Source organism: Vibrio sp. STUT-A16 (assembly GCF_026000495.1).
Lineage (GTDB): Bacteria > Pseudomonadota > Gammaproteobacteria > Enterobacterales > Vibrionaceae > Vibrio > Vibrio diabolicus.
The window spans coordinates 1,443,962-1,456,510 of record NZ_AP026766.1 but is presented as its reverse complement, the minus strand read 5'-3'; the positions used below and the strand labels follow the sequence as shown (position 1 = coordinate 1,456,510).

Here is a 12,549-nt window from a genome sequence, read left to right as displayed (position 1 = left end):
GACTTCACGCTCAATGCAACAAGCATCATGATTGCATTTTTAAAGGACAATTACCCAATGAACATCAAGGGATCATTATGAAGTTTATCCGTTGGATTTTAGGCAAGGTTATCTTATTGCTGAACGCCGTGTTCTCACCTCGTGGTATTAAACGCAGTGCAGAAGAACAACAACGTATTGATGAAAAAGCAAAGCAATACGCACTTTACCAATTTGAAGCTTGCCCTTTTTGCGTAAAAGTCCGCCGTGCAATGAAGCGTCAATCAGTGAATATTGAGCTACGTGATGCAAAAAATAACCCGACTCATCGAGCTGAACTAGAGCAAGGTGGTGGACGAATTAAAGTCCCTTGCCTGCGTATCGAAAAAGATGGCGAAACACAGTGGCTATACGAGTCATCTGACATCGTCGCTTACGTTGAAAAAGAATTTGCCTAAGTTCCCCCTATGAACATTGGCGGATGTAAAAGAGGCACCATACAGGTGCCTCTTTTCTATTCAGTCTAGCTGCTCGTTGCTGTGCCTAGCCTTTGGGTTCACTCTTCTTGCTCATTCCCAGACGGAAACGCCAGTAAACACATAAGGGCTCAGTGAAAACGACACGACGTAGTTTATCGACTAGCCACCGCCTTACTCATCAACGATCAGCGTTAGCTCTACGCGTCGATTACAAGCTTTGCCATTGGCTGTCGAATTACTGCACTGCGGCACATACTCGCCAAAACCTCTAGAAAACACGCGTTGACGAGGAATACTCGTCGCCAGTAGTTGCTTTTCCACTTCACGAGCTCGCTTTTCTGACAACGTGTCATTAAAGCTGGCAGCTCCTGTGCTATCGGCATGGCCATCGATCACGACATCCACATCCGTTCTTCCTGCTAGATAGTGACCAATGTTTCGAATCCAGTCTTGAGATTGCGCTGATAACTGAGCAGAGCCAGTTTGAAAATGCACTTGCTCTTTCAAACGTATCATTAAGTGACCGCCACTGAGTGTCTCATGAGGAATATTGTGCCTGTTCAGAAACATTTCCAGAGAGGTCACATTTTGCGACTTTTTTACTGATGCCCTCTCAGTCTGATACGTGCGAGGTGAAGAAGCCACACTGGAAGCACTCGGATAGCCCCACTCAGGATGTCTCAGCTCGGTGTTTGTTTTAGGAGCTGTATCTAAAATGTTCCCGCCAGGAACCATGTCTTGATCAAGGCTACTGCACCCAGTCAGAATGCCGCAAACAATTAAAAACCACTGCTTCATACCACTACCAACTTAGAAAAACTCTTGTCCATTGTGTCGACAAAACACGCCGAATCTTTAGCGCTTTTATCCACCGATTGGTTTGTATATGCAGCGTTCATGCCACTGGAATCAATATCAAGTATCTCTCAAATAAAAAGCGATGCCAAAATACCTCCCTGCAGCCTACACATCAGGAAAAGTCTGTTACCAATCGTCTCACTTTATTGTTATTTAATGGTTTTAGTCACTATCGTTAACCGATAAACTAACGCAAATTTCTTACTTAGAGCATTATTATGTTAAAAACCATATCGAAAGGCTTTGCTGTGATTGCCGCCATGATGGCCTTGTCGGCATGCGATAGCGGCAACACTCAGCCTCAGCAAGGCAAACAATACGAAGTTTTGCCTGTATCTCTTCAAGAATATGATTTGGCGCCATTGACAGAAGCTTTTGCCCTAACTTGCGGCCACTGCCGTTCAATGGAAGAGTTTGTCCCTCAAATCGAATCGCTAACTGAGCAAAGCGTTGAAAAAATGCATGTAACTTTCAATGAGAGTGCACAAGTAAGCGCCATCATCTTCTACACTGCAGTCATGCAACTAGAGTCGACACCTGACAAAGCATTTATGGCGGATCTTTTTGCTGCCGTACAAATGGGTTCTGATACGACTGCTGAGGAACGTCAAATCGCCGTAGAGAAAGCCTTTGAGTCTCGCAACCTTATCAGCCCTTACCATTTAGATGAAGCACAGCAAAAAACGCTGTTTGAGTACATCACTAAGGCAGAAGCGGTCACAACTCGCGGCCAAATTAACTCCGTTCCAGCCTTTATCGTTAATGGAAAATACCAAGTCATTACTGGTGGTCATGACAGCGTCGAAGCCATGGCAGAAACCATTAACTATTTGCTAAAACAACCTAAATAGACAAGGAGCTTACGTGTCTAAATTTTTGTTCCCTCTCATTATTTTCATTCTGGCGGGCTTTTTCATTTACCGTACTTGGACAAACCATAAAGTAGCGGATGAAAACTTTGCGAAAGGCCAAGCATTCTTGCTCGAGAATGCAAAGAAAGAAGGCGTCATTACAACAGAAAGTGGTCTTCAATATATTGTTCTTGAAAAAGGCGAAGGTGAGGTTCACCCAACCGCGACAAGCAAAGTCAAAGTGCACTACCACGGCACGTTGATTGATGGCACTGTGTTTGATAGCTCCGTTAATCGCGGTGAGCCAATTTCGTTTGGTCTTAACCAAGTCATTAAAGGCTGGCAAGAAGGCCTACAATACATGGTCGAAGGTGAAAAAATCCGCCTTTTCGTACCAAGCACGCTCGGTTATGGCAAAAGTGGCTCAGGCCCAATTCCACCAGCAAGTGTTTTGATCTTTGATGTTGAATTGTTAGAGATTCAATAACTCTAGAAACTTTGCATTAAAGCCAAAGTATCAAAACAAAAAACGCCGCGAACCACGCGGCGTTTTCTGTTTAAAGAGAGGCTACAAGCCAATATAGTGATCCGAAAGCAATGCAATGAACAACGCAAAAAGGTGATAGATAGAAAATTTAAACGCCTCCATCGCGGTATTGGGCTCTGGCGCGTATTTTAGCTTCCATGCATGGTACATAAAGCCAGCGTTAAGTAGTAACGAGGCAAAAAGATAAACTACGCCGACCATTCCAACCAACACCGGCAGCACACAAACCAACGTCAACAACACCGTATACAACAGAATAGAAGTTTTGGTGTACTCGATACCATGTGTCACTGGCAACATTGGAATATTCACCTTACGATAGTCCTCTACGCGATGAATTGCGAGTGCCCAAAAGTGTGGTGGCGTCCAGATAAAAATGATCATCACAAGCAGCCAAGCATTCGCATGCAACTGCCCTGTTACGGCAGTCCAACCGAGAAGAGGCGGCATCGCACCCGCAATACCTGCAATTACGATATTTTGGGGCGTAGCGCGTTTGAGGTACATGGTGTACACCATCGCATAGCCGAGTAAACTCATCAAAGTCAGCCATGCCGTCAGTGGGTTGACCAGCGCATATAAAAGAACAAACCCTATGACGCCTAACGCCGTCGCAAAGGTTATCACCGATAACGGCTTAGCTTCACCCGATGGCAACGGACGTTTGTGTGTGCGAGCCATTCTCGCATCAATGCGGCGGTCAATCAGGTGATTAAACGCTGCCGCGGAGCCTGCCATCAAACCAATGCCTGTTAGGCCAACCGCCGCCTGCAACCAAGGAAACTCAGTAACAGGCGCTAAACTCATCCCTACAACGGCCGTCACCAGCATTAATGCGACTACTTTAGGCTTCGTTAACTTCAAATAAACGGAACTTAGTCGCTTTCGCTCATTTAACGACAGTGCGATTTCTTTACTCATAGCGAACTCCTTTCGCGGTGTAACTCCAAGCTTTTTTGCCCTGCCACAAATAAAACTGACTCACACAAACAAGACTCAACATAATGGCGGCACCCAAGTTATGTGCTACGGCGACATAAATAGGAAGTTGGAATACAACGTTGCTCACGCCCAACATAATTTGACACGCTAAAGTGAGTAGTAACCATCCTCCAATGCGCTGTGAATGATGGGAATCTTGCCTCATGAGCATAATGCTATAAGCCAATACGACAGTGGCGGTGACCATCGCACCGAGGCGATGCGTAACATGTATGGTCATTCTTGCCGGATACTCCAATACACCAAATTCGTAATTCTCGAATCCGGTTTGCCAGAAAGAAAACGCCTCTTTCCATGAGAGATGACCCATCCAATCTCCCTCACAAATAGGCAGTGAGGTGCACATGAGCGCGGCATAGTTTGACGAAGTCCACCCTCCGAGCAGCACCTGCATAAAAACAACCAGAAAAACCAATAATGAGAAGCCTCGCAGCGAGCTGGAAGATGGAGAAAAATAGAGATTATTTTGCGCTTTTAACTGGCAGTAAAAAATCGCCTGCAGAACCAGTAAAGTAAAGCCACCAAGCAGATGAAGCATTACGATGACTGGCATTAATTTGAGCGTCACGGTCCACATCCCCAAAAGTGCCTGCCCGATCACAAGTACACTGAGCAGCATCGGAATAGTAGGATTCACGCGCTCAGACCTCATTGATATCACTGTCATGGCAAAAATGACCAAACCCAACGTTCCTGCAAAATAGCGATGAATCATTTCAAGCCATGCTTTCTCATGCTCGACAGCCCGTTCAGGGAAATTAAGATTGGCACGTATTACGTCTTCTTCTTGATGAGGCACAGCAAGATGCCCATAGCAGCCGGGCCAATCAGGGCAACCTAACCCTGCATCAGAAAGGCGAGTATACGCGCCTAACATGATCACCACGAAAGTTAGGAGCAAACTGAACTTAACCAATTGAATTAACTTCATATACACCCCTTTCTAACCAACTCGTGACAATTTTAAGAGCTTGCGTAAATCCGCTAACATACCTTTGTTGAACGAGACTAAATCTTCATTCGGTTTTGGCGAGTAAGACATCACCAATTGCCCCAGAGGATCAACGATTAACATTTGTCCGGGTTTCACTTTGGCGGTAACCGATTGATTCATTTGCATTGTCGTCATCGATACATCTACGGTACCGGACAACTCTGTCTGCCAAAGCACCGGCACCACACGCTCTTGATATTTTCCTAAAGCGACATGGCTTTGCTGAAGCAGGTAAAGCTGCTGCCTGCATTGTTCTGTGCACTCATTAGGTAAAACATAAGCGAGTTGCCACCTGTGCTCCTTGAGTGGGGACTCTTGACCAAGTAGCTCTAACGTTGTGTATGGTTCAACTAACACACCTCTATTGGTCACACCGCTTTGATACCACCCTTGGGTGAGAATGACCTTAGCGATGACGGCAGGAAGCGCAAACGTACACACCAACGCAATCAACATTAGCCGCCCTTTGGTTACTTTAGATGTCATGCTTCACCTCCATGTGACGCAACTTTCTTTGCCAACGAACAAAAACAATTAAGGTCAATAATAAGAAAACGCCCGCCATCGAAAACCACTGAATCGAATAACCGAAATGCTTGGCGCTGTTGAGCGGCAATGGGTTCCAAGGAAAGTCGTAAGGCCAATTTTTTAGATTGTCTGGCTGCAAGACTGCGGGCATAAGTTCAATATTAAGTAGCTGATTCAGTTGCGCGATATTCAGGTTCTGCACACGAATGGCATCGCCAACTTCTGGCATTAATTCAGAGCTCAACGGGTTAGCAGATTTTCGGTACAGACGTCCCGAGATAAAGGTCGACACTTCGAGTGTTGTGACGGTTGGTAATACTGAACGATCTGCTATTCCCTCCACAAAACCAAGCTCTAATAATGCATAGGTTCCTGATTCATCACTCATAGAGACAATCTGAAATGCTAAATAGCCCACATTGCCCTGATGCGTTTGGTTATCCAGTAAAATCACGGGAAACGCCTGAGGAACAACATTAGCTTCCACTTTTTTCCCGAGGATGCTGCCTTCTCTCCAATCGTTTTCTTCAAGAACTTCGCCTAATGTTTGGTACGCACTATCCGCTCGCGCAAGAATGGCTTGTTCCAAAGCCTGTTTCTCTTGCCCTCTTTCAAGCTGCCAAAAACCCAGTTTGACCAAAAGAGAAAACACAACCACAGTTAAACCAACTGCAACCCAAAACCGTTTCGATAGCCATAATTGTCTTGATAACAACAACGATGAAACCGGAGGTGCTATGTCCACCGTATTTCTATTCAAACTGACGCTTGTCCTTTTGCTGCTTTTCATTATCTTCAACCTCGCAAAAGCGCTTATCGAAATGGTTCGTGAAGACCCAGATAATCCCGAAAAAAGAGACAAACCTATGAGTCATTACTTAGGCCGTCGAGTCATGTTCTCCGCTTTAGTAGTTATCCTTCTACTTATTGCGCTCAGTTCAGGCTGGCTGGCTCCGAATCCCCGTCCTTACTAATCGCCCAATGCACCTACAGCACGTACACAAACACAAACAGACATAACCAAACCACATCCACAAAGTGCCAATACCAACTACCTGCTTGGAAGGCAAAATGGTTCTTAGACGAAAAATGATCTTTAGCGATTCGGAGCAATAATACGATTAAGAAAATCGTCCCAAGACAAACGTGCAAACCGTGAAAACCCGTCAGCATAAAGAAGGTGTTTCCGTAGATACCAGATTGCAACGTGAGCCCCATTTCTTGATAAGCATGAGCATACTCGACCGCTTGGTAATATAGGAAAAAGCCCGCAAGCACGATGGTGATTTCCAACCAAACAATCAGTGCCGTTCTTTTGTCTTTTTCAAGGCTTATGTGCGCCATATGTAGCGTAACCGACGACAATAGCAGCAAAATAGTATTAGTAAGGGGAATGCCCTGCCACGGCATAGCTTGTGTTGTTTCTCCACCCGGAGTCAGTGTGAGTGGCCACATTGCTTCGAAGGTTGGCCACAAAACCTCGTTGGTCATGGAGTTGTTATCTGCCCCACCTAACCAAGGCACAGAAATCATCCTGGCGTAAAATAACGCACCAAAAAAGGCACCAAAAAACATCACTTCAGAGAAGATGAACCAGCTCATCCCTTGGCGAAAAGAACGAGTAATTTGCGAGCTGTACTTTCCACTCAGTGACTCAGTAATCACATTACTAAACCAGCCCGCCAACATGTAAAGCAAGAACAGGAAACCTACCGCTAGCACAATGCTACCAATGGTTCCCACAGCCCCTTCACTTTGTGTTCCCTGAACGGTCATTCCTGCACCAACGGCAACTAAAAATAGAGCAAACGCACCGATGATCGGCCAGCTACTTTGAGCGGGAACATAATATGTTCCTGGCTTGTTACTCATAATTTCTCTCCTTACTGACCAGCCTTGGTCTGTATCTCTCTCCTTGAGTGGCTAAGAACCTGTAGGAGGAGGAAGTTTATAGAGTGTGTAAGACAGCGTTAACGTGTGTATCGACTCCGGTAAGTCCGGTTCGATATAAAAAATCAACGGCATTTGAGCTTGTTGTTTGCCATCCAAAGGCTGTTGGTTAAAACAAAAGCACTCAATCTTATTGAAATAAGCGGCACCATTCCCGGGAGAAACAGAGGGAACGGCTTGCCCTACCAACTTCTGCCCGCTTTCATTAAATGCAAGGTATTCGGTTTGCACGACTTCACCGGGATGAACGTCCATCGAAATCACTTTGGGTTTAAACTCCCAAGGCATATCGGGACTTACATGCGCCATAAACTCCACGCGAATGGTTCGACTCATATCTGGCTGCATACCAGTTGGTTGAATGGCGGCCACTTCACTTGTTTTTCCATTGATACCCAGTGCGTCGCACATTACGTCATACAATGGGACAAGTGCGTAGCCAAACCCAAACATCAAAAGGGTCGCTAAAAGCAACTTCACTGTGAGCTTTTTGTTTGATGGATTCGGTTTCATCTCACTCACCCCTTCGTTTCTAATCGACTTTAGGCGGCGTAGTAAACGTATGATGGGGTGCCGGGCTTGGCACTGTCCATTCTAAGCCCTCCGCACGTTCCCACGGTTTTGCAGCGGCCTTTTCACCGCCACGAATACACTTAATCACCACCCATAAAAAGATCAATTGTGACAACCCAAACGCAAATCCACCAATGGAGACGATTTGATTGACATCAGCAAACTGAATAGCGTAATCCGGGATACGTCTTGGCATACCCGCTAAACCTAGAAAGTGCATCGGGAAAAACAAAACATTTACTGAAATAATCGAGCACCAGAAATGCCACAAACTCAGCTTGTGGTCGTACATATTGCCTGTCCACTTAGGTAGCCAATAGTACGCAGCCGCCATAATCGAGAATACAGCACCAGATACCAACACATAGTGGAAATGCGCAACCACGAAGTAAGTGTCATGATATTGGAAATCCGCCGGCACAATCGCCAGCATCAACCCTGAGAAACCGCCAATCGTAAAGAGCACAATAAAGGCAATGGCAAACAACATTGGTGTTTCAAATGTCAGAGCCCCACGCCACATGGTGGCGACCCAGTTAAAGACTTTCACCCCGGTTGGTACCGCAATCAGCATGGTGCAATACATAAAGAAAAGCTCTGCAAAAACTGGCATCCCCGTTGTAAACATGTGATGCGCCCACACAAGGAAAGACAACAACGCAATGCTGCACGTCGCGTAAACCATCGAATGATAACCAAACAGCTTCTTGCCACTGAAAGCAGGAAGGATGGCAGAAATGATGCCAAACGACGGTAAAATCATGATGTACACTTCTGGGTGACCAAAGAACCAAAAGATGTGTTGAAACATCACCGGATCGCCGCCACCAGCTGCATCAAAGAAGCTAGTCCCGAAATATTTGTCAGTAAGAACCATCGTCACCGCACCCGCTAATACCGGCATAACCGCGATCAATAAGAAAGCGGTGATTAACCAAGTCCAAACAAACATTGGTAACTTGAACCAAGTCATTCCCGGAGCTCGCATATTTACTATCGTCACGATAACGTTTATCGCGCCCATGATGGAGCTGATACCCATGATGTGAACAGAGAATACAAACAGCGCGGTGCTATCTGGGCCATAAGTCGTGGACAACGGAGCATAGAACGTCCAGCCAAAATCGGGGCCGCCGCCAGGTAAAAACAACGAGCTCAATAAAATAAGAAATGCAAAAGGTAGAATCCAAAAGCTCAAGTTGTTCATGCGAGGTAGCGCCATATCTGGAGCACCGATCATCATTGGAATCATCCAGTTAGCAAGGCCCGTAAATGCTGGCATCACAGCACCAAACACCATCACCAAACCGTGTACCGTAGTCATTTGATTAAAAAACTGTGGATCAACCAGCTGAAGTCCAGGCTGGAATAATTCGGCACGAATGACCATCGCCATCGCACCACCAGTCAGAAACATCGCAAAACTAAACCAAAGGTACAGGGTGCCAATATCTTTATGGTTTGTGGAATACAGCCAACGAGCAATACCTTGAGGAGCATGATGATCATGGCCATCATCAATCGCAATGGTACTGTTTGCACTGGCTTCCGCTGGAGCAGACTTCACTGCCTTTTCTATTGGCTTACTCATATTTCCTCCTTAGCACTGCCTTGTGCCTTAAAGGCATTCACATCGGATGCTTGCACCCTATCACCAGTGTCGTTGCCCCATGCGTTTCGCTGGTATGTGATGACCGCAGCAATTTCTTTGTCACTTAACTGGTTCGAAAAAGACTGCATTGCAGTGCCCGGACGGCCATTCACAATCACATCAATGTGCTCTGAAATTGGGCCTGTTGCGATAGGACTGCCCTTAATCGCGGGAAATGCACCCGGAATCCCCTCACCATTAGCCTGATGGCACACAGCACAACGCGCCGTGTATATCGATTCGCCCTGCGACATCAACTCATCCATGGATAAGTCTTGAGAGAGCGCCTCTTGTGCCGCCGCTTTTTGAAGTGCGATTTCTTCCTTCTTACTCGCTAACCATTCATCAAACTTTTCTTCTTCCATCGCATGCACCACCACCGGCATGAACCCGTGTGCACGACCACATAGCTCCGCACATTGACCGCGATATACGCCTGGCTCATCAATTCTTGTCCATGCTTCATTAATAAAACCAGGGATGGTGTCTTTCTTGACAGCAAAATCCGGCACCCACCATGAGTGAATAACATCATCAGAAGTCATCAAAAAACGCACTTTGCGATTCACAGGCAACACCAAAGGGTTGTCTACTTCCAATAGATAATGCGCGCCTTTTGTCTCGATACCATCAATTTGCTTTTGGCTGGTGGCAAGCAAACTGAAGAACTCAACATCTTCACCAAAATAGCTGTAATGCCATTTCCATTGCGAGCCTGTGATCTTGACCGTGATATCTGATTGGCTTGTGTCTTCCATTGCGACTAAAGTTTTCGTTGCGGGAATCGCCATGGCGACAAGAATGATGATAGGTATGACTGTCCAGATAATTTCCACTTTTGTACTTTCGTGGAAATGTGCGGCAACTGCTCCTTTTGACTTGCGATGACGAAAGATGGAATAGAACATGACACCAAATACAATCAAAGCAATTACGCAGCAGATATAGAAAATCAGCATATGTAATTCATACACTTGCCCACTTATCGCTGTGACCCCTTTGGTCATGTTGTAGTCACTTTTCTTTGACCAACTGAAAGAGGAGAATGTGATTAAAATCACATTCAGTGATAAGGCTAGAGTAGTCGTTAATCTTTTCAAAAGATCTCTCCTCTGCTCAGCCGCTGCGCTTGCGCGAGCTTCCTTGCGTCCCGATGCAAATATCGAACAACTTTACGAAAAATCACAAAAACTACGATTTCGACACGGTTTGTTATATTTATGTTAAAAGGCTAGTTATAGTTCCAAGGTTCTTCAAGAAATTAAATATGATTAAATTTTGTTCGGATAAGAAAAATTAATTCGGTTTATCGATTGCCCTCTTTGAAATGTAATTGAGAACCATTTACATTAATTTAAAAGAAAACATTGAGATACTTACAAAACGAAGTGTCCAAGAAAGTAGGCGCCCCCTACTAAGGAATGATTGATATGACAGCACTAATTACTCAATGGCTAGAACGAGACCCTGATCCTAAGACTCGCGAAGAGCTACAACACCTCGTCGATACAAATAATGAACAAGAGCTTACTGATCGCTTTGGATCGCGCCTTGCCTTTGGTACAGCAGGGTTACGCGGCAAAGTGGGCGCAGGTCCAAACCGAATGAACCGTTTGGTGATCCAAGAGACAGCCACTGGCCTAGGAAACTATTTGCTAGAGCAAGTCAAAGATGCCGCAAGTCGTGGTGTCGTTATTGGCTACGACGGTCGTCCTGATTCGAAACAATTCGCGCATGATACCGCTTCCGTACTGACTGCCCTTGGCATCAAGGTTTACCTAACGTATGACGTTGCAGCAACCCCAATTGTTGCATTTGGTGTCCGTACATTGAATGCTGCAGCCGCTGTTGTTGTTACCGCTAGCCACAATCCACCAGAGTACAATGGCTTCAAAGTATATTGGGAGAATGGCGCACAAATCATTCCTCCACACGACTCTGGAATCGCAGCGAAAATTGATGCCGCAACAACGAAGCCATTACCTTTAATGTCTCTCGATGATGCAAAACAGCACGGTTTGTTAGTTTGGTTGGAAGACGACTACTACCAAACTTACCGTAAGACAATGAATGAAAACGCGCTGCTTACTCCTGACAACAACACCGATATTTCTATCGCTTACACTGCGATGCATGGCGTTGGCGCGAATATGGCGGAAACGCTACTTGCCGACGCTGGCTTCAAAAAAGTGGCAAGTGTTAAGGAACAGCGCGAACCTGATGGTAGCTTCCCAACCGTCAACTTCCCAAACCCTGAAGAAGCGGGAGCAATGGATATGGTGATGGCGTTAGGTAAGTCCGTAGATGCTGATATCGCTTGTGCCAACGATCCAGATGCCGACCGTTTTGCAGTGGCGGTCAAACGCCCAGATGGCGAATACCAAATGTTAACCGGCGACCAAGTGGGTTCACTGTTTGGCGATTACTTGCTAGAACAGCAACCTAACGCTCTGGTTGGCAACACCATCGTATCATCAAGAATGCTGAGTAGCATTGCCAAAGCGCATGGCGCCCAATACTACCAAACGTTAACAGGCTTCAAATGGCTCACTAACGTTGCCATGGAGCAAGAGACAGAAGCCAATCCATTCTTGTTTGCTTATGAAGAAGCGCTCGGTTATACCGTGGGTAACAAAGTGTGGGATAAAGATGGTTTATCTGCAATCGTCGCATTTGCTCAGCTAACAGGTAAGCTTAAAGCTCAAGGCAAAACACTATGGGATAAACTGGAAGAACTGTACCGCGAGCACGGTTTCTACTTTAACGCGCAGCGCAGTATCGCTCTCGACCCGAACTCTCCACCAATCGGTGACAAGCTCCGTGCAAACCCACCAACAGAGATTGCTGGTAAAAAAGTCGCAGTAACTGAAGATCTAAAAACATCAGTTCGCATGTTTGATGACGGCTCAGAAGAATCCATTGACTTACCAGCAAGTGACGTATTGATTTATCACCTAGAAGATCAGTCTCGTGTGATTGTTCGCCCTTCGGGTACTGAGCCAAAACTAAAATGTTACTACGAAGTCATCAACCTTTTCCCTGCGGATATGAGCTATGCACAAGCACAGCAAGCGGCAGAGGCGAAGATGAACGAACTTATCGACGCGCATCAGACAAGTTTGTAAGTCAAAGAGAAG

General features: G+C 45.8%; 14 protein-coding genes. 5 read left to right on the top strand and 9 right to left on the bottom strand.

The genetic code is table 11. From position 1 onward, the window contains the following. Positions 1-77: 77 nt before the first annotated feature. Positions 78-437 carry a glutaredoxin gene (locus OO778_RS23135; RefSeq protein WP_053809555.1) on the top strand — a complete coding sequence of 120 codons (360 nt, stop codon included), beginning with the start codon at positions 78-80 and terminating at the stop codon, positions 435-437. A gap of 192 nt (positions 438-629) precedes the next feature. On the opposite strand, the gene OO778_RS23130 is transcribed toward OO778_RS23135, so the two are convergent. Beyond that, complete coding sequence (locus OO778_RS23130) at positions 630-1,256, bottom strand: OmpA family protein (RefSeq protein WP_041853166.1); 627 nt, start codon at positions 1,254-1,256, stop codon at positions 630-632. Positions 1,257-1,534: 278 nt separating this feature from the next. Between OO778_RS23130 and OO778_RS23125 the strand changes: the two genes are divergently transcribed. Then, on the top strand, positions 1,535-2,167 hold the full coding sequence (locus OO778_RS23125; RefSeq protein ID WP_074189925.1) for a thiol:disulfide interchange protein DsbA/DsbL: 633 nt from the start codon (positions 1,535-1,537) through the stop codon (positions 2,165-2,167). 13 nt (positions 2,168-2,180) lie between these two features. Continuing rightward, complete coding sequence (locus tag OO778_RS23120) at positions 2,181-2,654, top strand: FKBP-type peptidyl-prolyl cis-trans isomerase (RefSeq protein WP_005391162.1); 474 nt, start codon at positions 2,181-2,183, stop codon at positions 2,652-2,654. Positions 2,655-2,735: 81 nt separating this feature from the next. Here OO778_RS23120 and cyoE read toward each other — a convergent pair whose 3' ends face one another. Genes cyoE through OO778_RS23100 form a run of 4 tightly spaced genes read right to left on the bottom strand, consistent with a single transcriptional unit; the run spans position 2,736 to position 6,028 of the window. Next, positions 2,736-3,635: a heme o synthase gene (cyoE, locus tag OO778_RS23115; protein ID WP_074189923.1), complete on the bottom strand. Its 900-nt coding sequence runs from the start codon at positions 3,633-3,635 to the stop codon at positions 2,736-2,738. Continuing rightward, a complete protein-coding gene (locus tag OO778_RS23110; protein ID WP_264911848.1) occupies positions 3,628-4,647 on the bottom strand; it encodes a COX15/CtaA family protein in 1,020 nt (339 codons plus the stop codon). The genes cyoE and OO778_RS23110 overlap by 8 nt, the downstream gene beginning before the upstream one ends. Before the next feature lie 12 nt (positions 4,648-4,659). Next, the gene (locus tag OO778_RS23105) at positions 4,660-5,196 is read right to left on the bottom strand and encodes a hypothetical protein (protein WP_047008370.1); all 537 of its coding nucleotides are present in this window, start codon (positions 5,194-5,196) and stop codon (positions 4,660-4,662) included. After that, entirely contained in the window at positions 5,186-6,028 is an 843-nt protein-coding gene (locus OO778_RS23100) for an SURF1 family protein (protein ID WP_264911846.1), read from the bottom strand. The genes OO778_RS23105 and OO778_RS23100 overlap by 11 nt, the downstream gene beginning before the upstream one ends. Between OO778_RS23100 and OO778_RS23095 the strand changes: the two genes are divergently transcribed. Further along, positions 5,976-6,212, top strand: coding sequence for a DUF2909 family protein (locus OO778_RS23095; protein ID WP_005391169.1), 237 nt, complete (start codon positions 5,976-5,978; stop codon positions 6,210-6,212). The genes OO778_RS23100 and OO778_RS23095 overlap by 53 nt on opposite strands. A 13-nt stretch (positions 6,213-6,225) precedes the next feature. Here the strand turns inward: OO778_RS23095 and OO778_RS23090 are convergent, their stop codons facing one another. From OO778_RS23090 to coxB, 4 genes are read right to left on the bottom strand one after another with little or no spacing between them, the layout of a single operon-like run. After that, the gene (locus OO778_RS23090) at positions 6,226-7,110 is read right to left on the bottom strand and encodes a cytochrome c oxidase subunit 3 (protein ID WP_264911845.1); all 885 of its coding nucleotides are present in this window, start codon (positions 7,108-7,110) and stop codon (positions 6,226-6,228) included. 51 nt (positions 7,111-7,161) lie between these two features. Further along, entirely contained in the window at positions 7,162-7,701 is a 540-nt protein-coding gene (locus OO778_RS23085) for a cytochrome c oxidase assembly protein (RefSeq protein ID WP_005391173.1), read from the bottom strand. Between the two features lie 19 nt (positions 7,702-7,720). Further along, positions 7,721-9,352 carry a cytochrome c oxidase subunit I gene (ctaD, locus tag OO778_RS23080; RefSeq protein ID WP_005391175.1) on the bottom strand — a complete coding sequence of 544 codons (1,632 nt, stop codon included), beginning with the start codon at positions 9,350-9,352 and terminating at the stop codon, positions 7,721-7,723. Then, positions 9,349-10,512, bottom strand: coding sequence for a cytochrome c oxidase subunit II (gene coxB, locus OO778_RS23075; RefSeq protein ID WP_264911843.1), 1,164 nt, complete (start codon positions 10,510-10,512; stop codon positions 9,349-9,351). Before coxB ends, ctaD begins: the two co-directional genes overlap by 4 nt. 330 nt (positions 10,513-10,842) lie before the next feature. Here coxB and OO778_RS23070 point away from each other — a divergent pair, with 330 nt between their 5' ends. After that, positions 10,843-12,537: a phospho-sugar mutase gene (locus OO778_RS23070; RefSeq protein ID WP_203347304.1), complete on the top strand. Its 1,695-nt coding sequence runs from the start codon at positions 10,843-10,845 to the stop codon at positions 12,535-12,537. The last annotated feature ends 12 nt before the right edge of the window (positions 12,538-12,549 follow it).